This is a genomic window from Phaeodactylibacter luteus, from assembly GCF_007993045.1.
GTDB classification, from domain to species: Bacteria; Bacteroidota; Bacteroidia; order Chitinophagales; family Saprospiraceae; genus Phaeodactylibacter; species Phaeodactylibacter luteus.
The window spans coordinates 82830-103113 of sequence record NZ_VOOR01000018.1 but is presented as its reverse complement, the minus strand read 5'-3'; the positions used below and the strand labels follow the sequence as shown (position 1 = coordinate 103113).

Below are 20284 nucleotides of genomic sequence, written 5' to 3'. Positions count from 1 at the left end.
CAAAGCCGAACAATTTTTTTTTGCTCCGGAGCCTACAATTGGCCCCGGAAAGAAGAGCCAAGGCTATTGGACGTGCAAATCGTTGACTTTTAAGGCAGAAGGAAATAGCTTTGCCCCATCAAAATATCCCGCAGGGAAGCTTGCGGGCCATTTGAGCCATGTACGACACAACGAGCCGGAGCCTTCCGAACTGCCTTTTTTGCAGAAACTAGGGCCCCTGCCGTTCCAAAACAAGAAGAGTTTAAAACAGATTGCAGGCCTCAGGCTGCGTAACCCCGGCAGCCTGAATGTAGCTGCTTTGCTTTTTACAGAGCTCAGCGGCGCGTGCCCTGCCCACGGGCTTATCCCCCCCGCGGAGCAGGCCGGCTTCATGCAAAACCCTTTATTGATGAAATTCCCATGGACAATTGTAGCTGTTCTAGCTGTGAACAGCCTGTCAGCTACGCCCAAAACAGAAACCCCTGCTTCAGTTGAGCACGCCACATTCAACTCCCGTTGGTCTGCTTCTATCGAAAGCGAGGTGAAAGAGCGCATCATGCGCCTGAATATCCCTTTCAAAGTGCGCTACGACGAGGAAGTCAGCAGCACTATAAAGGAATATGTGACGAATGGCTACCGCGACACCGAGCTGATGCTTGGCCGAACCTCTGCCTACTTCCCCATTTTTGAGCACTACCTCAATGTTTACGGCCTGCCCAAAGAGCTGCGCTACCTGCCTATCGTAGAGACCGGGCTCAATATCAAAGCCTACTCCGGCGCTGGCGCTGCAGGGCTGTGGCAATTCATTGCCCCTTCTGCCCGTATGTACGGCCTTGAGGTAAACCATACCGTAGACGAGCGCTTTGATGCTTACCGGGCCACAGAAGCGGCTGTTTCTATGCTGGCCAGGCTGCATAGCCACTACAAAGACTGGTCGTTGGTGCTAGCTGCCTACAACTGCGGGCCGGCACGTGTGAACGCTGCTATCCGCGAGGCGGGCTGCCGGGACTTCTACACCGTAGCCAATTACCTGCCGCAAGAGACACAGCATTATATCCCGCGCTTTATTGCAGCAGCCTACATCACCAACTACCACAAGCACCACGGTATCTCCCCTCGCTACAAAGGCGCTTTCGGCAAGCCGCTGCGCGGCGTCAAGCTGTTCGAGAGCTACACGATCGGCGAAGTAGCCCATGCGAGCGGGGTGCCCGTAGAAGTGCTGCGGCAGCTCAACCCGGCTTACCGCCGCAGCATCATCCCTGCCAATGAGCGTGGGCATTACCTGCTGCTGCCAGCCTCCGGGCTCCGCGGGCTGAAAGGGCTGGTCAGTGCGCGCTCTGGCCGGTTTGACCATGGCCACCGGTTGCTTTACCCCAATGCATTCGAGCTCGCCTACGTCGTGAAGCCCGGCGAGTCGATCGAAGAGATTGCCAGCCGCTACAATTGCACCGTCCAGGAAATTGCTGCCTGGAATCAGCTCTCAGAGGAGGAGGTCTTTGTTAACCAAGAGGTAACCCTCTATGTAGCCGAGCTGATCGCGCCAATCAAGCCCTAACAAAAGCCGTAAATCAGATTGCCGTTTATAGGCCTGCCCCTGCACCATGTGATGGGGGCCTGCCCCTGCCCAACAGGCAGGTGCCGCTATGCTCCGGGGCTCGCTATCCGCTCGGCCCTGTCGGGCTGATACCCCTGCGCAGCGCTAGGCCAATGCCAGCCTAGTGGTCTGTCAAGTGTTAATTTATGGGTTGAGTGGGAGCGAATTTTGAGGCTAATCAAGGCGGATGTTCCCGCGCATAGCAGCGCTACGTAAGGGGTTGTCCAACGAAGAGTAGCCTCAAAAGCCGCCGCAGGCAACCCCTAGTTTTAGCCTTGACAGACCACTAGTGCCTTAATCCATAAATCTCTGATACTTAAGTTGAAGTTGTTTTCCGGCTAATCAAGGCGAAGGTTCGCGGCTTTAGCCCGAGCTAAAGGAGCGGTTCTTTAACGAAGAGTAGGCGGAAAAGAACGAAACTTGGGGTGGCAAGGATTTATGGATTGAGGCACTAGAGCCCGAAAAGCTTAAACGCTTGCGGATCTTGGGCCCACGCCCTACTGAACGGGAGCAGAGAACGCAAACTGTGTATTAAGCAAAAACATAATGTATTGTAAGTGAGCAGTTTGCAACGCAAAAAATTGAGCAAATGGGCAACCTCTGCCACAAGGGCACCGTATAAAGCGGTAACTAAGCCCTGAAAACTATGAGAACCCTGCACCAAATCCTGCCTTTGCTCTGTTTGTCCGCCCTGCTTTCTGCCAAGCCCGCCGAACTAAGCGTAGAAGTGCCTCAGCGGCTGCTGCAGCAAGAAGTGCCGTTCGAAGCCGCCTATACCCCGGAAGTAGCAGAGGCCATCAGCCGCTACCTCGGCCGGGGCCGGCGGGCTACAGAACACATGCTGGGCCGGGCCGAGCACCTCCTCCCTTTGTTTGAGCATTACCTGAAAAAGCATGGTGCCCCGGATGCGCTGAAATACCTGCCTTTGCTAGAATCCCGCCTCCGCCCACAAGCACACTCCCCAGCTGGCGCCGCCGGGTACTGGCAGTTCATGCCAGCTACCGCCCGGGGCTTTGGGCTAGAAGTAGGCGCTGAAATAGACGAACGGCTCGACCCCTTCTATGCCACAGAGACCGCTGTGCGCTACCTCGTGCGGCTGCATCAGCAGTTCGGCGACTGGGGCCTGGCCCTTGCGGCTTACAATTGTGGGCCAGGGCGTGTACGCCGGGCGCTGCGGCAAAGCGGTTGTACAGACTATTGGAGCATACAGCATTTGCTGCCCCGGCAGACCCGCTTATATATCCCTCGCTTGATCGCTACCATATACATCGGTGAGCATTACAGAGAGCATGGGCTGCAGCCCAATGCCCGGCAACAGCAGCCGGTCAAAGCTTTCCGGGTATTGCTTGGGCTTGACCTCGAAGCCATTGCGCAGGCCTGCAAGCTTTCCACAGAAAACCTCCTGGCCCTGAACCCTTCGCTCAAAACCACTTGGCTGCCGGCACGTGAAAAACCCTACCATCTGGTGCTGCCGGCTGCAGCTGTGCCCGGCTTTCAGGATTATATCCAGAAAAAGGCCCGTACAGCCCGCCCGGATGCCGTGATGGCTGCGCAGTTCACAGCCTGGCAGCCTGCGGAAGGCTGATGGTAGCAATGGTGCGCTTTGCCTGGCCCAGCCTGCCTGAGGAGGGCCCCATGCATTTCCATGCTGCTGGCCCTGGCCGCGGAAATCCTGCAAATTGCCCGCCAAACATGAACGCCGGCAGGCCTGTCTGCCGGTTGGCTTTATCTTCTGCTGATCACCGGAGCGGTTTGTCGGCCTTACCGCCGTATGCGCCGTCATCAGCAGTAAGCGCCTGATAAGCGCGCAGCCCTTTTGGGGTTAGGTAGGGCACAAACAGGGCCATCATCGCCCGGTGGTAGTGGGCGACAACGGCATCCCCTTTGTCCCCAAACTGCACTTCCGCTTCGCTGATCCAGTTGTTGCCAACAATCAACAGGTTCGTAATGAGCAGCTCATAATGGCCGGGCAAAGGCTCAGGCTTCATCTCGCCCTGTTCTTCTAGCTGCTTAAACCCATACAGGAACTGCTGCCTTCGGACGTCCATAAGCTGTTGGAAATTCTGCTTCATGCGCTCTAACCGGCGGGTGATCTGCACAAAATCAATGAGCAAAAAACGGTACTGATAGAGCAGGCCGAAGGTTTGCCAAGCTTGCCCGAATACCCCCTCCAAAGAGATGCCCTCGGAAAAAGCCATCTGTGCGTAGGGGGCTACCCGCCCGGCCAGCTGCAGATAAAGGGCTTCGATCAGCTCATCTGTATTTTTGTAATGATAGCAAAGGTTGCCATGGCTGATCCCTGCCTCCGCAGCAATGCTGCGCACAGTCGCCTGTCCGGTGCCGATAGCATTGAACTGCCGCAGGGCTGCCTGCAGTATCCGATCCTTGGTATTCATCCGTCTGCTATGATTTTAGTAAAGCTCGGCCGCTAGAACACTTGTTCTAAGCCTTCAAATATAGTACATTTGTTCTAAAATTAAAGCCACCCGCTGTTTCAGCCCAGTCATTACCTGCAAATGGAAGAAAAAGAAGGCCAAAAGAAGGAAGAAGCCCCGGCGGCTTCGGAAGCAATAGACAAGGTAAAATCCACGTACCAATCATTAGATGAGCTGCTTGAGGTAAAGGAAGGGGACCGCTGGCCGGTAGTCCTTTTAAAAGTGGGCGCGCGCTTGCTGGCCATAGGGCTGCTCATCCTCTTGTCCCCATTTATTTTGCTGGTTTTGCTGATCGCATTTACCGCAGCCCTATGATGCGGCCGGGGCAAGCCTATTGGCTCTTGTGCCTGGCTGTGCTCCTACTGCATCAGCTGCTGCAGAAGGGCCTGGGCTGGCGGTGCACATTGGCAGACAGCTACCTTGACCCGCTGCTGTGTATGCCCCTGCTGCTTGGCCTGCTAGACTGGGAGCTGAAGTGGCGGTATGGCCGTGGCCCGTTAAGCAGCCAGGAAGTTATTGGCGCTGTCCTATTCTTTTCTTTCCTTTTCGAAGTATTGTTCCCACGGTGGTCGGCCCAATTTACTGCAGACGTATGGGACGTGCTGGCCTATGGGCTTGGAGGGCTAGGGTACTTGATCGCCCAAAGGCTCCTGCCTATTGAAAAGGGTTGAGCACCAGTGCCTTAAGCCATATCCTTTTGTATGCCTCAACGGGAAAGCGCCGGGCTGTACCGGCACAGGTGCTCAAACTGCCGCTTGACATGCAGCACATCATTGTGCCCGAGCTCCGTATGCCAGAAAACAGCTCCTGCTCGGGGCAGATTGGGCAGTGCCCCTGTTTCCACTGAGCCTACCTCGTGAGCCTGTATCCCCCATGCCCGCAAGCTTTTCAGAAAACCCTGGCTCGTATCGTATGTCCCCCCGTCATCGGTATAGAGGTTCACCATCCGCTGACCGCCCCGCTCTAGCCACATGGCGTACTTCTCCAATTGGCCGTACAAGCCATCGAACAGCCATACCTCCTCTATCGGCCAGCCGCCGTGCAGTAAGATGTAGGCCATGGCGCGGTACCCCCCGCTGTGCCCCGAAAGGACTACCCGCCCTGGGCGAACGCTTTCCTCCTGCCAATGTTCAGCGACGACTGCAAGCACATCCTGCAGCAGCCGCCCGAACTGCCCTGCCTCCTCCATTTTCCCACCGCCGGAGTCTGGTGCATTGCGAGGCCCTTGCGGGACAATAAGGATAGCAGCCGCACCAGAACCGGACAGCTGCTCCGTCAGCTTGAACGCTTGCAGCACACTGTCTGTGTGGTTCCACCAGCCGTGGAAATGGACTATGCAATTGACCTCCCTGCCCGGCTCCAAATGCTGGGGTATGAAAATGAGTACGGTACTGTCCTGGTAGTGCTGTCCTGCCGGGTAGCGCACATCGCGGTAATAGTGACCGCCCTTGCGGGAAACCGAAGGGAATGGGGCGCTTGGCAGAGCAGTGGACAGCAGGGTGCCATGTGGCAACAGCTGAGCGCTGAAAACGGGCTGTGCCTGTGCCAGGCCTGGCATCAAGAGCAATAAAGCTGCAGCTGCAAAAGCCCGAAAAGCTGCTGCCCCGCTAGAAAAGAAAGACGGATAAGCCATAAGCACATCGTTTTTAATGTAAATTTATACTGCTCCTGATGGAGCTTAGAGTTGTTCGGCCGCTCCTTGGCCAGGGGCAGGCGTTGAACAGCGGAACATTGCCATTCGCCTGAGTGCGCCAAACCAAACGACATGACGAAACAACCAACCCACAGCCGGCTCTTATCGCTCGACATTTTCCGGGGCATCGCTATTGCCGGGATGATCCTGGTCAACAACCCCGGGTCTTGGTCAACGGTGTATGCGCCCCTGCTGCACGCCCCTTGGCACGGATGGACGCCTACCGACTGGGTGTTCCCCTTTTTTTTGTTCGCTGTAGGCATGGCCGTACCCTTGGCACTGGGCAAGCGCCTTCAGTCGCCCAAGGTAGCGATCCTCCGCAAAATCGGCACCCGCACTTTGCTGATATTCGGGCTGGGGCTGCTCTTGGCGGCCTTCCCCCACTTCAAGCTCATAGCGTCCACTCCTCCTGCCTACCGCGCCCTGCATTATGTACTGCTGGCGGCCTTTTTACTGGCCCTGTTTGTACGTGGCGCAGCCCTTGGGCAGAAACCGCCCCGCCCAAAAGCCGCCCGCCTGTCCCTGTACGCCGTTGGGCTAACCGGGGCCGGCATCGCCTTGATTGCACTGCTGTATGCCGATTTCAGCACACTCCGCATACCAGGCGTGCTACAGCGCATCGCCTTGGTCTATGCCTGCTGTGCCCTCCTGTTTTTGTACACGGGCTGGCGTGTGCAGGCGGCTGCCGCGATCGCCATCCTGCTAGGCTACTGGGCTTTGATGACGCTCGTGCCACTGCCCGATGGCACGCCCCCAAATTTAGAGCCGGGCACCAACCTAGCTGCCTGGCTGGACCGTTTTGTTTTGGGCGAAAGCCACCTTTGGAGCCAATCTAAAACCTGGGACCCGGAAGGTGTGCTGAGCACCCTGCCAGCTATCGCTACCGGTATATTGGGCATGCTGGCTGCCCGGTGGATGCAGCTGCAGCAAAACCCCCAAAAACGATTTCAGGGATGGCTGGGCGCTGGCCTTGCCCTCATCCTGCTGGGCTGGCTATGGGGCTTGGCCTTCCCCATCAACAAACCCCTCTGGACGAGCTCCTATGTACTGCACAGCGGAGGGGTAGCCCTTACAGTGCTCAGCTTGGCCTATTGGCTGGCCGACCTCAAGGGCTATCAGGCCTGGGGGCGCCCGTTCTACATCTACGGGGCCAATGCCCTATTTGTGTTCGTCCTTTCCGGCCTGGTGGCCAAATTGAGCTACACCCTGCAGGTAGGCAGCGGAGCGGGGGCGCCAACGGTGAAGCAGTGGGTTTACGAAACAGGCTTCACTTCCTGGCTGAGCCCATACAACGCTTCCCTAGGCTTTGCGCTCCTGAATGTCGCCTTCTTCTGGGCGCTGGCTTACTTGCTCTACAAGCGTAAGGTTTATATTCGGGTTTAACCCGGAAAAGAAGCCCCCCCTGTAACAGAATACCTACTTTTGGCGAAAAGCCGCGTGCTCAAACTGTAATCATGAATTTAGAAAAATCTCTGCAGGCCCGAAGTCAGGGGCACTGTGAACTCTGCAACAGCGATGCTCCTGAACTGGCTTACGAAGTAGCTCATGCCCCCGGGGCAGGGGAAGACGCCCACGTTTGGATATGCTCAGCCTGCCACGGACAGCTGCAAGGGGAGCAGCCTATGGATGCCGTACACTGGCGATGCCTCAACGACAGTATGTGGAGCACCGTGCCTGCCGTGCAGGTGCTGGCTTGGCGCACCCTTCATCAGCTTAAAGACGAGGGCTGGCCTTTGGCGCTCATCGAGATGCTATACCTGGACGAAGAAACCTTGGCTTGGGCCAAGGCTGGGCTGCCGCCTTCCCCCGAAGACTTGGTGACCCACCTGGACAGCAATGGGCAGGTGCTACAGGCTGGGGACACCGTAGTCCTCATCAAAGACCTTAAAGTGAAAGGGGCCAATTTTACAGCCAAAAGAGGGACAGCTGTGCGCCGCATTGGCCTGGTGCCCGATAACCCCGGGCAGATTGAAGGCCGGGTGGAAGGGCAGCAGATTGTCATCCTGACGGAGTTCGTCAAAAAGTCCAAATAGCCTGCGCACCCTTCAGCTTGTCATTTTTTGGCCAGCCTAGCCTGCTTCACGGGATGGGGACTGCCCCTGCCGTTGGGCAGGTGCCGCTATGCTGCGGGGCTCGCTATCCGCTCGGCCCTATCGGGCTTGCCACCCCTCCGCAGCGCTAGTCCGATGCCGTTCTAATGCTGAAGCCTGAGACATTTCAGTTTACGCCCAATGGCCTTGGCTTTGCCGCCATAAAGGATTTGCCGGACAAGGTAGGAGAGCCCCCGCAAATTCAGTACTTTTGCGCGCAGCGCCCGGGTAAGGGCCGTATCAGATAGCAGATTAAAAAAACTATACCCATGTACCGTACTCATACCTGCGGAGCCCTCCGCATTTCCGACGTCGGGCAGGAAGTTGTCCTCAGTGGATGGGCACAGACTGTACGCGACAAAGGCTATATGCTCTTTATCGACCTTCGCGACCGCTACGGCGTGACGCAGCTGTTGTTCAATGAAGACATCTCCTCCCCGGAGCTATTGGAGCAAGCGCGCAGCGTAGGGCGTGAGTTTGTCCTGCAAGCCAAAGGCAAAGTAGCAGAGCGGGCTTCCAAAAACGACAAGATACCAACTGGAGAAGTGGAGATCGAAGTCACTGAGCTGACCATCCTGAATGCCTCAAGCGTCCCGCCCTTTACCATCGATGACGATACCGATGGGGGAGACGACTTGCGCATGAAGTACCGCTACCTCGACCTCCGCCGGCGCCCGGTACAGGAGAACATCATGTTCCGCAGCAGGCTCGGCATCGAAACCCGCAAGCACTTAGCCGATGAAGGCTTCCTTGAGATTGAAACACCTTTCCTCATCAAGAGCACGCCCGAGGGCGCAAGGGATTTTGTAGTGCCTTCCCGTATGAACCCCGGCCAGTTCTACGCCCTGCCGCAGTCCCCGCAGACGTTCAAGCAGATCCTTATGGTCTCTGGCTTTGACAAGTACTTCCAAATCGTGAAGTGCTTCCGGGATGAAGACTTGCGCGCCGACCGGCAGCCGGAGTTTACACAGATTGACTGCGAGATGGCGTTTGTTACCCAAGAGGACATCCTCAATACTTTCGAAGGCCTGACCCGTCACCTGTTCAAAGCCCTCAAGGGCATTGACCTTCCGGCTTTCCCACGTATGACCTACGACGATGCAATGCGCCGCTTTGGCTCAGACAAGCCGGACCTCCGCTTTGGCATGGAGTTCACCGAGCTCAATGAGCTGGCTCAGCATAAAGGCTTTAAGGTTTTCGACAGCGTGGAGCTCGTCGTGGGCATCAACGCTACAGGTTGTGCTGCCTATACCCGTAAGCAGGTGGATGAGCTGACCCAATGGGTGCAGCGCCCGCAGATTGGGGCCAAGGGCTTGGTCTATGTGAAATACAACGAAGATGGCACCTTCAAATCTTCTGTTGACAAGTTCTTCAACACGGAAGACCTAAAGGGCTGGGCGGATAAGATGGGCGCGCAACCGGGCGACCTGATGCTTGTCCTGGCCGGAGAAGCCGACAAGACACGCAAGCAGCTCAACGAGCTTCGGCTGGAAATGGGCCGCCGTCTTGGCCTGATGAAGCCGGGCGACTTCAAACCCCTCTGGGTAGTGGATTTCCCGCTGCTGGAATGGGACGAAGAGACCGAACGCTTCTACGCTATGCACCACCCTTTCACCTCCCCCAAGAAGGAAGATGTGGCACGCATGCTTAGTGGCGGGCACGAAACCATGAAAAGCCTGCGCGCCGATGCTTATGACCTGGTCATCAATGGCTCTGAGATTGGTGGCGGCTCTATCCGTATCCACGACCGCAAGCTGCAAGAAAAGAACTTCAAGCTGCTCGGCTTCACGGATGAAGAAGCAGAAGCTCAGTTTGGCTTCCTGATGGGCGCCTTTGAGTACGGTGCACCGCCCCACGGTGGTATCGCCTTTGGCTTCGACCGCCTCTGTGCTGTGATGAACGGGCAGAGCTCTATCCGGGACTTCATCGCCTTCCCGAAAAACAATATGGGCAGGGATATGATGATCGACGCGCCCGCACCTGTGCACCCTGAGCAGCTCGATGAGCTCCACTTGGCACAGACCAAAATCGATTAACAAGCGCTCTGGCCGGGGCGGCATACGCTCCGGCCGCTTACTTTCAACATAGCAAGGCAGCAGATGCAGCTGCCAATTAAACCAAATTAGATATGGATACCACATTCCTGCAGACCCTGGGCCTCAAAGACCAGAATGCCGGTACAAGTACTGGCCTCAAGACCATGGATTCCGGGCAGTACATCGAGTCTTATACCCCTGTAAACGGCCAGCTGATTGGCAAAGTAAGCCAAACGACCCCTGAAGAGTACGAACAGGTGATGGCTGCTGCCCAAGCGGCTTTTAAAACCTGGCGCACTACTCCTGCCCCTGTCCGTGGCGAGATTGTCCGCCAATACGGCTTGAAGCTCCGTGAATACAAGGACGAACTCGGACGCCTCGTTTCCTACGAAATGGGCAAGAGCCTGCAAGAAGGCTGGGGCGAAGTACAAGAGATGATTGATATTTGCGATTTCGCAGTAGGCTTGTCCCGGCAGCTGTACGGCCTGACGATGCACTCTGAGCGGCCCAACCACCGCATGTATGAGCAGTGGCACCCACTTGGGGTCGTGGGCATTATTTCTGCCTTCAACTTCCCGGTCGCCGTATGGTCTTGGAACTCCATGATCGCACTGGTTTGTGGCGATGTGACGGTTTGGAAAGCATCGGAAAAAGCCCCCCTCTGTGCTGTGGCCTGCCAAAACATCCTGCGCGAAGTCCTGAAGGAGAACGACGTGCCCGAAGGGATTTCCAGCATCATCAACGGCGATTATAAAATCGGCGAGCTGATGACCAATGATACCCGCATGCCTTTGATCTCTGCCACGGGCAGCACCCGTATGGGCAAAATTGTAGGCGCGACCGTAGCGGCCCGAATGGGCAAGACCATCCTTGAGCTGGGCGGCAACAACGCCATCATCGTTACCCCAAGCGCTGACATCAACGTGGTGCTCACAGGCGCCCTGTTCGGTGCAGTGGGCACGGCTGGGCAGCGCTGTACGACCACCCGCCGCCTCATTGTGCATGACAGCATCTACAACGAGGTAAAGGAGAAAATGACCAAGGCTTACGGGCAGCTGCGCATCGGCAACCCTCTTGATCAGAACAACCACGTAGGGCCGCTCATTGACAAGGACGCGGTGCAGAATTACCTCAATGCGCTCGAAGCCGTACAACAAGAGGGCGGCAAGCTCCTGGTTTCTGGCGGTGTGCTCGAAGGGGAAGGCTACGAGAGCGGCTGCTATGTGAAGCCTTGCATCGTAGAAGCGGAGCACGATTACAAAACCGTGCATACCGAAACTTTCGCCCCCATTCTCTACCTCATCAAATACAGTGAGCTGGAAGAGGCGATCGCCATTCAAAACGAGGTGCCACAGGGCTTGTCCTCTGCCATTATGACCAACGACCTGCGCGAAGCAGAGCGCTTCCTCTCCGCTGCTGGTTCGGACTGCGGCATCGCCAATGTCAATATCGGTACAAGCGGTGCCGAGATCGGCGGTGCGTTCGGTGGCGAAAAAGAGACTGGCGGTGGCCGGGAAAGCGGCTCTGATGCCTGGAAAGCGTATATGCGCCGGCAGACCAATACCATCAACTACAGCACAACCGTGCCTCTGGCACAGGGCATCAAGTTCGATCTGGACTAGCATGCCTTTGGGCATAGCACAGCACATGCGGCATTGGGCTTACGGGCCCGGTGCCGCATTCGCATTTTGGGGGAGGAAATATTGCGGGCCTTCTACAAAACGGGCGCAATAGCCGCAGCTAACGCATATTTTCTTTAATTTTTGCCCGCCATGGCATCGGGCACAACCCATAATACCCCAACCATTCTGGTTTTATGGTGGCATCGGCCTAGCGCTGCGGAGGGGTGGAAGCCCGATAGGGCCGAGCGAAGAGCGAGCCCCGTAGCATAGCGGCACCTGCCCGCTGGCAGGGGCAGGCCCCAATCACATGGTGCAGGGGCAGGCCCAAAGAAACGGCAAGCTGATAAGTGCCATTAGTAGCTTTACTCAAAAATCACCCCACATGCAAAAAAGCATCCTCACATTCGCCCTGCTGCTGGCCGCCCTTGCCGGCTATGCACAAATCGAGGGCATGGCCCCCGGGCGCGACGGCGTACAGACCTACTATCGGGTTTACGGAAACGGAGCGCCCATTCTGCTCATCAACGGAGGCCCGGGCCTGAACAGCCAAGGCTTTGAAGGGCTGGCCGCTGCATTAGCGAAGAAGTATCAGGTCATCCTTTACGATCAGCGGGGCACCGGGCGCACCCAACTGCGCAGCCCAGGGCCGGAAACGGTCACTATGGATTTGATGGTAGCTGACATAGAAGCCCTCCGGCGGCAATTGGGCTTACAAGAGTGGGTAGTGATGGGGCACTCCTTTGGGGGTATCTTGGCCAGCTATTATACAGCCCGGCACCCTGGGATGGCCAAAGGGCTCATTGCTTCGGCTTCAGGCGGGCCAGATTTGGGCATGCTGGACGGCTTTGACCTACGGGGCAGCCTTACCCAACAGCAGCGCGATTCCCTTGATTACTGGTCGGCCAGGATTGAGGGAGGGGACGAAAGCCCTGAGGCCGATCTGGGCCGCCGCCGAGCCTTAGCTGCAGCTTACTTGTACAAGGACGAGGAGCACCTGGAGCAGGTTGCCGCTCGATTGGGGCAGGGCGAACGGGACATCAACCGCTGGGTTTGGGAAGACTTGCGGCGCATTGGCTATGACGTCAAGCCTGAGCTGAGCCGCTTCCTAAAGCCCGCGCTCATCCTGCAAGGGGAGGCGGACCTAATCGGCAAAGGGCCGGCCGAGGCCGCAGCAGGCGCACTGCCAAATGCGGAGCTGGTTTATCTGCCAGCCTGCGGGCATTATGGCTGGCTGGAGCAGCCTGAGGCTTATTTCTCAGCTATAGACCGCCTCATGCAGCGGGTAGCCGCCTTCGACGAAAAAGAAATCAATAAAACCCTTCATACCTACGTTGCAGCCATTTATGAGGCAGACAGCACCCTCGCCTACTCAGTAGCAGACAGCACCCTGCAGAAGTCAGGGCATTATTACTCGCCCGGAGATGGCAATTGGAGCTACACGGATATGACTTTTGAGGGCTTGCTGCGCACTGCGGCCAACTACAACCGCAAAGGGTGGCTGCCGGAAGGTGCTCCGGATGAAGTGGAGATTTTTGATATTGACAACCGCGTGGCTTCCGCAAAAGTCAAAGCGATCTGGGGGTTCGATTATGTGCTGCTTTCGCAAAATGCATGGGGGCAGTGGCGTATGGACAAAGTGCTCTGGCAGAGCCACAACGCTGAAGAAGCGCAACGCGTGAGGGCAGGGCTGGTGCCCCGCTCTTCTGGGAATTGATTTTATTTCGTCCGCCAGCCTAAGACTCCGCTGCGCGCCTACGGCGTGGTGTGGGCCCTAAAAGCTTGTTTGGAGCGGTTTCGATATAAAAGCCCAGCGAAGAAGCCAGGTTCATCAAGCGTTGATGGGCAACAGGAGCGAGCCCTCAATATGCCCTAAGTGGCCAGGCTATAGCGCCTTGATGACCCGGGGGGCATTGCAGGGTTAACTGAGCTATTTTCTCCACTACACTAAACCAACAACCAAAGAGCTATGGAGCAAGCACACACCCTAAACTGGGAGGATTTCGAAAAGGTAGACATGAGGGTTGGGACCGTACTGGAAGCCGCCCCTAACGTCAAAGCCCGCAAGCCTGCCATTATTTTGAAAATCGACTTTGGGCCACTTGGGGTCCGCAAAACTTCCGCACAGATTACCGTGGAGTACGAGCCAGAAAGCCTGGTAGGGCGGCAAGTGATAGCAGTGGTGAATTTCCCCCCCAAGCAAATTGCCAACATCATGAGCGAGTGCCTGGTCTTGGGCACACTGGGCGAAAGCAACCACATCACCCTGCTGCGGCCAGATACCCCTGTGCCCAACGGGCTGAGAGTCAGCTGATGGCCATGAGCAAAGCTGAAGGTTTGCGGGCACTGTAAGCCGGATTTGTGTATCTTGAGGGAGCAAAGTTATCCTTATGACCGAGTTCACCCACTTCCTATCGCCTTTTGGCTGCCTGCGCATCGAGGGCAGCGCAGCAGGCATTAGCGGGGTGCGCATGGTGAGCACCAAGCCGTGCCCTGCCGGGCCTATACCCGACGTGCTGCGCGACTGTGTGCTGCAGCTGGCAGAGTATTTCCGGGGCGACCGGGAAGGCTTTCGCCTGCAGCTTGATTTCGGAGATGCCCCCGCCTTCCATCAGAAAGTATGGCAAGAGCTCTTGCAGATCCCTTATGGCCGTACAACGACTTATCAGGCTATAGCCGAAAAGCTGGGCGATAAAAAAGCCGTGCGGGCAGTAGGGCAGGCCAACCGCAACAACCCTATTGCAATCATCGTGCCCTGCCACCGCTGCATCGCCAAGAGCGGGGAGCTGCAGGGCTATTTCTATGGGCTGGATATGAAGCGGCAATTGCTGGAGCTGGAGAACCCCCTCAGTTTTGCCCGGCAGGGCAGCCTGTTCTAGCAGCCGGGGTATGTCTGAGCTGAGCGCAGGCGCGCTGTGCTCGTGGGGGATTTGCCACACGCTATGAACGAGGTAAATGCTGGCAAGGGCAGCCCTCTGAATAGGCCCAGCCAACCCAACTTTTTATTTCCTGATTTAAACCAGAGCGCCATGCGCTCGTCATAGAACCTAAACGGGGCGCCCTGCCCCATTTCTAAATCCAAAACCCTGCCCAGATATGATGATAGCCGAAAACTGTGCAACCGGCACGCTCGCCCCCTATCAGCCCAGCAGCAGTGCCCCGTGGGACCGCAGCCGAGCTCAGCACCTCTTCCGGAGATTGGGGTTTGGCGCCGCACCGGAAACCTTAGAGCAAGCCTTATCTCAAAACCCAGCCGCGCTGGTAGACGAACTGCTGGGCCAAGCCGCAGCCCTGCCGCTGCCTGGCCCTCCGGAGTGGTCGGGCTGGTCGACCGATGACTATGACGATTTTAATGAACAGCGCATTGAGCAGTATCTGGAATGGACCGTACAATGGCTTGGCCGTATGCATGAATATGGCTTTCGCGAAAAGCTGGCCTTGTTCTGGCACAGCCACTTCGCAACCCGGTTCGATACTTACCTCTGCCCTAGCTACCTCTATCAGTATACTACCCTCCTGCGGCAGCACGCGCTGGGCAATTTCAAGGCATTCACCCATGAGATGGGGCGCACTCCGGCCATGCTCATTTTCCTGAACGGTGTTCAGAACACGCGCTTTGACGCCAACGAAAACTATGCCCGGGAGCTCTATGAGCTGTTTACCCTTGGGCTCGATAATGGCTACACCCAACAGGATATTGCCGAAACAGCCCGCGCCCTCACCGGGTGGAATGGCATCAATTCGCCCCCTTTCTGCAACCCCATCACCTTTGTGCCCCTCCTGTTTGACAACACCCCAAAGACTATTTTTGGGCAGACCGGGAACTGGGGGTATGATGATGTGCACGACCTGCTCTTTGCCGAGCGGGGCGAACAGGTGGCACAGCACATTTGCACTAAAATATACCAAGCTTTTGTGCACCCTGAGGCACAGCAGGATATTGTCTCCGGGCTGGCTCAGACCTTCCTTAACCATGACTTTGAGCTGGAGCCTGTATTCCGGCAGCTCTTCAAGAGCGAGCATTTTTTTGACGAAGCGGTCATCGGCACACAGATCAAAAGCCCGGTAGAGCTTATGCTCGGTATGCTACGGGAGAGCCGGCTGCCCGTCAGCCCTCAACGGCTACAGGTCACTGGCTTTCTCTCGGCCGAGCTCGGGCAACAGCTGTTCGCCCCACCTGACGTCAAAGGCTGGATCGGCAATCGGGACTGGATAGACACCAATGCCCTGACCGGGCGGTGGCAAAGCCTCGATTATTTCATCTTCCAGGCTTACCAGTTTCACCCTCAGGTGCTCGTTCAGTTGGCAAAGGACCTGAGCAGCAACTCCATTGACCCTTATGAGGTGACCCACGCCGTTGTCGGCCACTTCATTAGCGGGGGGCTGGGCGAGCCGGCAGATTATGAGCGGGCAGCGGCCGTCTTCAAGTGGGAAGTGCCACAAAATTATTACGACGCTGGAGAGTGGAACCTCAACTGGGACACTGTGCCCGCACAAATGGCCTTCTTACTGCGGCACATTGCCCGCCTTCCTGAATTCCAGCTTTCCTAAACCCTAAATCCTGAGCATCATGTGCAATCACCATAAACCAACCGATTCTATACCCCATGGCAGTGCCCTTGAGCACGGCGAGGCCCACGAACGAGACCATCACTTCCGGAGCCGGCGCAGCTTTTTGCGCAACTTGGGGCTCTTCTCTGGCGGGGCTATGCTCTTGGGCAACACTCCCGTGGCCGCGCTCGCCAACAATCCGCTGGCATGGGGGCTGGCCAATGCCAATACCAACCGGGCGCTTGTCCTTATCCGGTTCAAAGGCGGGAACGATGGGCTCAACACCATCATCCCTGTTTTTGATTACGGGACATACCAGGCCGCCCGGCCTTCCATCCACATCCCTCAAAGTGAGCTCCTGAACCTCAATGGCGCATTTGCCATGCCCAACTACATGAGCGGGCTGTCTGATATGTGGCAGGACGGCCAGATGAAGGTGGTCAATAGTGTAGGCTATGCTGATCAGAACCTTTCCCATTTCCGGTCTACAGACATCTGGGCCACTGGCAGCGATAGTGAGGTGATGGACACAAGCGGCTGGCTTGGCCGTCTTTTGGAAGGGCAGTTCCCCGATTTCATCACCGACCCGCCCGAGGCGCCCCCGGCCATTCAGATTGGAGGGAGCGGCACTTATGTCTTCGACGACAGCATGGGCAACAATATGAGCGTACAGGTGGAAGACCCCGAGGCGCTTTACGAAATCGCACAGAATGGTGAGCTCTATGACCCGCTCTCTGTGCCTGAGTGCTATTATGGGGAGCAGATCGCTTATTTGCGCACTGTTGCCAATAACACGTTCCGCTATGCGGAGGTCATTTCTCAGGCTTACAATAGTGCTGAGAACAGCAATGACTACCCCAACAATCTAGGGCGGCAGCTCGCGCTCGTCGCCCGCCTCATCAAGGGCGGGCTAGATACCAAGCTGTATATGGTCACCCTAGATGGGTTTGACACTCATGCGGGCCAAGCCAATCAGCATGCCAACTTGATGAACAACCTGGCGGAGAGCGTGAAAGCCTTTTATGAAGACCTGGCCGCGGCCAACCGCAGCGAAGATGTCCTTTGCATGAGCTTCTCTGAATTTGGCCGCCGTATCGAACAGAACGCTTCGAACGGGACCGACCACGGGGCAGCGTCCTGTATGCTCCTCTTTGGCCCCGCGCTCAATGGCAACGGCATATTGGGGCAAAATCCGGACATGCATGATGTGGACGATGCCGGCAACCTTAAGTTTGGGACAGATTTCCGGCAAATTTATGCTACCGTATTGGAAAAATGGCTGTGCGTAGACCACAGTACCGTTGATGAGGTGATGGGGCAGTACTTTGAGCGTATGGGCGGCCTAGGCATTAGCTGTGCGCCCACGCCGGTATTTGATCTGCCCGCAGCCCGTATCCGGCACTGGGCTGCGCCGGAGAGCCGAGAGGAAACCGCCATCTATTATGTGCTGCCGCATGGGGCAGAGGTACAGGTAGAAGTGTTCAATATGTTTGGGCAGCCGGTAGGCAAACTGTTCCGGGGCTGGCAGCCAGCAGGACAGCACCGGCAGGCCTTCCGGGCTTCTGCTGTGCGCCTTGCTGCGGGCTATTACGTATACCGGATCACCGTGCAAGGGCAGGCTTACAGTGGCAAGATTGCTTTTGCCCGTTAACCAAAATGTCGCAGACGTTTAAGCTTTTCGGGCTCTAGTGCCTCAAGCCATAAATCCTTGCCACCCCAAGTTTCGTTCTTTTCCGCCTACTCTTCGTTAAAGAACCGCGACTTTAGCTCGGGCTAAAGTCGCGAACCTTCGCCTTGATTAGCCGGAAGACAACTTCAACTTAAGTATCAGAGATTTATGGCTTAAGACACTAGGCTGGCATTGGCCTAGCGCTGCGCAGGGGCGGCAGGCCTGATAAGGCCGAGCGGACAGCGAGCCCCGGAGCATAGCGGCACCTGCCATCGGGCAGGGGCAGGCCCCTCATCCTTGCGGCAGGGGCAGGCCCAAAAAAGCGACAATCTGGTTTGCGCCCGATTGCTTTTGCACGTTAACTGACTGCTCAGCTACAACATAGCGTACGGGCAGCAGCAGAGCCATCTGAAAACCCGGTGCTGAGCTCGCAGCCCCCTGCTGAGGCAAAAAGGTTAAGAGGTGCTATGTTAGCATCTCTAAGCCTTGGCTTTGCCGGCAGGCCGAAACAAAAAGAAGAGCCCTATAGCGAGGAAAGGCAGGCTGAGCAGCTGCCCGGTGCTCAATTCTCCATTCACCACAGACTCAAAGCCGCCCTGGCTGGTCTTGAAATACTCCAGCCCGAAGCGGATAACGCCCAGTACCAATACCAAGAACAGGCCGAACACACGCCCCTGCCGTTCTTTCATATCTGTTTTCCAGTATACCCAGTATAGGAGGAAGAAAGTAAGGAGGTAGCTCATAGACTCATACAGCTGTACCGGATGGCGGGCGGGGACTTGGGCCAGTTCCACACAGAAATCACCACTTGCCATTTGGGCGACCTCCATGCATTGCTGCCCAGTCCGCTCCGCACAGGCCTGACAGCGCTCCCACAGGCCTGTCTCATGGCGGGGGAACTTAAAGCCCCAGGGGGCATCCGTCGCTTTGCCCACAATCTCAGAGTTCATCAGGTTGCCCAAACGGATAAAGCAGCCTGCTAAAGCGGTAGGCACCACCACCTTGTCCAAAATCCAAAGCACCGAGCGCTTCGATTCGCGGACAGAGAAAATATAAAGGGCGAGTATGATGCCTATGGCCCCGCCATGGCTCGCCAGGCCGCCTTTCCAGACCATAGGTATCTCGGCAAGATGCTGGGAGTAATAATCCCAGTCATAAAAAAAGACATGCCCGAGCCGGGCGCCTAAGACCGCCCCGACAACCATATAGATGAAGATTTTGTCCAGCCATTCCTCAGGCGCCCCCTCTTCTTTGAACATGGCTTTGACGATATAAAGCCCGGCCAGGAACCCTGCTGCAAAAAGCAGCCCGTACCACCGCAGGGTGATAGGCCCCAAACTTATAATCTCAGGTGAAGCATTCCAGGTGATAAAAGCCAGCAAATCAGACATGAGCGGTTTAGATTTCTTGATGAAGCCCAATATTAGGGATGTTTCCCGGGAATACCCGCCCGGCCGGGCTTATTTTTTCCGGGCGGCCGCCAACCTTGCCCTCGCCCTTACGTTCTCTTGGAGCTCCGGTACTAAAAGAACAAAAGCACACTATGGACCACAAAAATATGCCCATCCTCGTTACTGGGGGCTCGGGCTACATCGCCTCTTGGATCATCCGCCGCCTGCTTGAGAGCGGGCATACCGTACACGCCACAGTCCGTGACCTTTCGCAGGAAGAGAAGGTGGGGCACTTGAAAGCCATGGGGGAGGAGCTGCCTGGGCAGCTGCAGCTGTTCGAAGCCGACCTGCTGCAGGCAGGCGCTTTCGACAAAGCGGCGGAAGGGTGCCGTATAGTCATGCACACCGCTTCCCCTTTTAAAATAGATGTCAAAAACGCAGAACGGGACTTGATCGCGCCGGCCTTGCAAGGGACCCACAATGTACTAGATAGCTGTACCCGGTCGGGGACGGTAGAGCGGGTTGTGCTGACCTCAAGCGTGGCCGCTATTTTCGGAGATGGGATCGAAGCCGAGAAAGTGCCCGGCGGCAAGTTTAATGAATCACATTGGAACGAAAGCTCATCGCCTGAGCATCAGCCCTACCCTTACTCCAAGACCATAGCAGAGCGGGAAGCATGGGCCATAGCCGATGCACAGGAACAATGGCGTCTTGTCGTCATCAATCCGGGCTTTGTTATGGGCCCTTCCCTGAGCAACCGTACAGACGGGACGAGCGCGGATTTCATGGTGTCCCTCTTAAGAGGAAAATTCCGTGCAGGCATACCTGACTTGTACTTTGGAGTGGTGGATGTGCGGGAAGTTGCGGCAGCACATATCGAAGCCGCTTTCAGGGCGGATGCACAGGGGCGGCACATTGTTTGCGCCGCTGCCCACAGTGCGCTAGAGATGGCGCAGATGCTTCAGGGCATGCCCGGCGGCCCCTTCCCTTTGCCCAAGCGGAAGCTGCCCCGCTTGCTGCTGTTGGCGGTGGGCCCCACCCTTGGTTTTTCCTGGAAGTATCTGCGCCGCAACATTGGCTTCCCTATTGCATTTGACAATACTAAGAGCCGGGAAGCCCTTGGCCTAGCCTACCGGCCTGTGCCCGAAACCCTGCAAGACCACGCCCGGCAAATCCTCGATGGACAGTTGGTGTAAAGGCCGGCCTGCACCGCGCAGGCTATGCAGA

General features: G+C 56.7%; 17 protein-coding genes. 14 read left to right on the top strand and 3 right to left on the bottom strand.

The window, feature by feature from the left end; translation table 11 throughout:
- Window positions 1–388: 388 nt before the first annotated feature.
- Window positions 389–1534 (top strand): lytic transglycosylase domain-containing protein, encoded by a 1146-nt coding sequence (locus tag FRY97_RS10430; protein ID WP_170254586.1) that lies wholly within the window; start codon window positions 389–391, stop codon window positions 1532–1534.
- Between the two features lie 685 nt (window positions 1535–2219).
- Window positions 2220–3158 (top strand): lytic transglycosylase domain-containing protein, encoded by a 939-nt coding sequence (locus FRY97_RS10425; RefSeq protein ID WP_147167469.1) that lies wholly within the window; start codon window positions 2220–2222, stop codon window positions 3156–3158.
- Between the two features lie 154 nt (window positions 3159–3312).
- Here FRY97_RS10425 and FRY97_RS10420 read toward each other — a convergent pair whose 3' ends face one another.
- Window positions 3313–3969 (bottom strand): TetR/AcrR family transcriptional regulator, encoded by a 657-nt coding sequence (locus FRY97_RS10420; protein ID WP_147167468.1) that lies wholly within the window; start codon window positions 3967–3969, stop codon window positions 3313–3315.
- A 120-nt stretch (window positions 3970–4089) separates the two neighbouring features.
- On the opposite strand from FRY97_RS10420, the gene FRY97_RS10415 reads away from it, so the two are divergent.
- Window positions 4090–4323 (top strand): hypothetical protein, encoded by a 234-nt coding sequence (locus FRY97_RS10415; protein WP_147167467.1) that lies wholly within the window; start codon window positions 4090–4092, stop codon window positions 4321–4323.
- Window positions 4320–4679 carry a hypothetical protein gene (locus FRY97_RS10410; protein ID WP_147167466.1) on the top strand — a complete coding sequence of 120 codons (360 nt, stop codon included), beginning with the start codon at window positions 4320–4322 and terminating at the stop codon, window positions 4677–4679. Before FRY97_RS10415 ends, FRY97_RS10410 begins: the two co-directional genes overlap by 4 nt.
- Window positions 4680–4714: 35 nt before the next feature.
- On the opposite strand, the gene FRY97_RS10405 is transcribed toward FRY97_RS10410, so the two are convergent.
- Window positions 4715–5641 (bottom strand): dienelactone hydrolase family protein, encoded by a 927-nt coding sequence (locus FRY97_RS10405; protein ID WP_147167465.1) that lies wholly within the window; start codon window positions 5639–5641, stop codon window positions 4715–4717.
- A gap of 132 nt (window positions 5642–5773) precedes the next feature.
- Here FRY97_RS10405 and FRY97_RS10400 point away from each other — a divergent pair, with 132 nt between their 5' ends.
- The 9 genes from FRY97_RS10400 to FRY97_RS10360 all read left to right on the top strand — a co-directional run bounded on the left by FRY97_RS10400 (window position 5774) and on the right by FRY97_RS10360 (window position 17648).
- Entirely contained in the window at window positions 5774–7084 is a 1311-nt protein-coding gene (locus FRY97_RS10400; protein WP_147167464.1) for an acyltransferase family protein, read from the top strand.
- 71 nt (window positions 7085–7155) lie between these two features.
- Window positions 7156–7734, top strand: coding sequence for a PhnA domain-containing protein (locus FRY97_RS10395; protein ID WP_147167463.1), 579 nt, complete (start codon window positions 7156–7158; stop codon window positions 7732–7734).
- Between the two features lie 326 nt (window positions 7735–8060).
- Window positions 8061–9827, top strand: coding sequence for an aspartate--tRNA ligase (gene aspS / locus FRY97_RS10390; RefSeq protein WP_147167462.1), 1767 nt, complete (start codon window positions 8061–8063; stop codon window positions 9825–9827).
- Window positions 9828–9919: 92 nt separating this feature from the next.
- The gene (gene amaB, locus FRY97_RS10385) at window positions 9920–11449 is read left to right on the top strand and encodes an L-piperidine-6-carboxylate dehydrogenase (protein ID WP_147167461.1); all 1530 of its coding nucleotides are present in this window, start codon (window positions 9920–9922) and stop codon (window positions 11447–11449) included.
- 382 nt (window positions 11450–11831) lie between these two features.
- Complete coding sequence (locus FRY97_RS10380; protein WP_170254585.1) at window positions 11832–13163, top strand: alpha/beta fold hydrolase; 1332 nt, start codon at window positions 11832–11834, stop codon at window positions 13161–13163.
- A 252-nt stretch (window positions 13164–13415) separates the two neighbouring features.
- Entirely contained in the window at window positions 13416–13760 is a 345-nt protein-coding gene (locus FRY97_RS10375; protein ID WP_147167459.1) for a tRNA-binding protein, read from the top strand.
- Between the two features lie 76 nt (window positions 13761–13836).
- Complete coding sequence (locus tag FRY97_RS10370) at window positions 13837–14325, top strand: methylated-DNA--[protein]-cysteine S-methyltransferase (protein ID WP_147167458.1); 489 nt, start codon at window positions 13837–13839, stop codon at window positions 14323–14325.
- A gap of 217 nt (window positions 14326–14542) precedes the next feature.
- The gene (locus FRY97_RS10365; RefSeq protein WP_147167457.1) at window positions 14543–15997 is read left to right on the top strand and encodes a DUF1800 domain-containing protein; all 1455 of its coding nucleotides are present in this window, start codon (window positions 14543–14545) and stop codon (window positions 15995–15997) included.
- Window positions 15998–16016: 19 nt separating this feature from the next.
- Window positions 16017–17648, top strand: coding sequence for a DUF1501 domain-containing protein (locus FRY97_RS10360; protein WP_147167456.1), 1632 nt, complete (start codon window positions 16017–16019; stop codon window positions 17646–17648).
- Between the two features lie 497 nt (window positions 17649–18145).
- On the opposite strand, the gene lgt is transcribed toward FRY97_RS10360, so the two are convergent.
- Entirely contained in the window at window positions 18146–19057 is a 912-nt protein-coding gene (gene lgt, locus FRY97_RS10355; protein ID WP_147167455.1) for a prolipoprotein diacylglyceryl transferase, read from the bottom strand.
- A 152-nt stretch (window positions 19058–19209) separates the two neighbouring features.
- Between lgt and FRY97_RS10350 the strand changes: the two genes are divergently transcribed.
- Window positions 19210–20253, top strand: coding sequence for an SDR family oxidoreductase (locus FRY97_RS10350; RefSeq protein WP_147167454.1), 1044 nt, complete (start codon window positions 19210–19212; stop codon window positions 20251–20253).
- Window positions 20254–20284: the final 31 nt, after the last annotated feature.

What these genes read in the sequence shown, in the direction of transcription:
- FRY97_RS10370 (WP_147167458.1), top strand. Translation starts at nt 13,837, where the DNA reads ATGACCGAGTTCACCCACTTCCTATCGCCTTTTGGCTGCCTGCGCATC.
- FRY97_RS10405 (WP_147167465.1), bottom strand. Translation starts at nt 5,641, where the DNA reads ATGGCTTATCCGTCTTTCTTTTCTAGCGGGGCAGCAGCTTTTCGGGCT.
- FRY97_RS10350 (WP_147167454.1), top strand. Translation starts at nt 19,210, where the DNA reads ATGGACCACAAAAATATGCCCATCCTCGTTACTGGGGGCTCGGGCTAC.
- FRY97_RS10360 (WP_147167456.1), top strand. Translation starts at nt 16,017, where the DNA reads ATGTGCAATCACCATAAACCAACCGATTCTATACCCCATGGCAGTGCC.
- FRY97_RS10430 (WP_170254586.1), top strand. Translation starts at nt 389, where the DNA reads ATGAAATTCCCATGGACAATTGTAGCTGTTCTAGCTGTGAACAGCCTG.
- lgt (WP_147167455.1), bottom strand. Translation starts at nt 19,057, where the DNA reads ATGTCTGATTTGCTGGCTTTTATCACCTGGAATGCTTCACCTGAGATT.
- aspS (WP_147167462.1), top strand. Translation starts at nt 8,061, where the DNA reads ATGTACCGTACTCATACCTGCGGAGCCCTCCGCATTTCCGACGTCGGG.
- FRY97_RS10365 (WP_147167457.1), top strand. Translation starts at nt 14,543, where the DNA reads ATGATGATAGCCGAAAACTGTGCAACCGGCACGCTCGCCCCCTATCAG.
- FRY97_RS10375 (WP_147167459.1), top strand. Translation starts at nt 13,416, where the DNA reads ATGGAGCAAGCACACACCCTAAACTGGGAGGATTTCGAAAAGGTAGAC.
- FRY97_RS10410 (WP_147167466.1), top strand. Translation starts at nt 4,320, where the DNA reads ATGATGCGGCCGGGGCAAGCCTATTGGCTCTTGTGCCTGGCTGTGCTC.
- FRY97_RS10420 (WP_147167468.1), bottom strand. Translation starts at nt 3,969, where the DNA reads ATGAATACCAAGGATCGGATACTGCAGGCAGCCCTGCGGCAGTTCAAT.
- FRY97_RS10400 (WP_147167464.1), top strand. Translation starts at nt 5,774, where the DNA reads ATGACGAAACAACCAACCCACAGCCGGCTCTTATCGCTCGACATTTTC.
- amaB (WP_147167461.1), top strand. Translation starts at nt 9,920, where the DNA reads ATGGATACCACATTCCTGCAGACCCTGGGCCTCAAAGACCAGAATGCC.
- FRY97_RS10415 (WP_147167467.1), top strand. Translation starts at nt 4,090, where the DNA reads ATGGAAGAAAAAGAAGGCCAAAAGAAGGAAGAAGCCCCGGCGGCTTCG.
- FRY97_RS10395 (WP_147167463.1), top strand. Translation starts at nt 7,156, where the DNA reads ATGAATTTAGAAAAATCTCTGCAGGCCCGAAGTCAGGGGCACTGTGAA.
- FRY97_RS10380 (WP_170254585.1), top strand. Translation starts at nt 11,832, where the DNA reads ATGCAAAAAAGCATCCTCACATTCGCCCTGCTGCTGGCCGCCCTTGCC.
- FRY97_RS10425 (WP_147167469.1), top strand. Translation starts at nt 2,220, where the DNA reads ATGAGAACCCTGCACCAAATCCTGCCTTTGCTCTGTTTGTCCGCCCTG.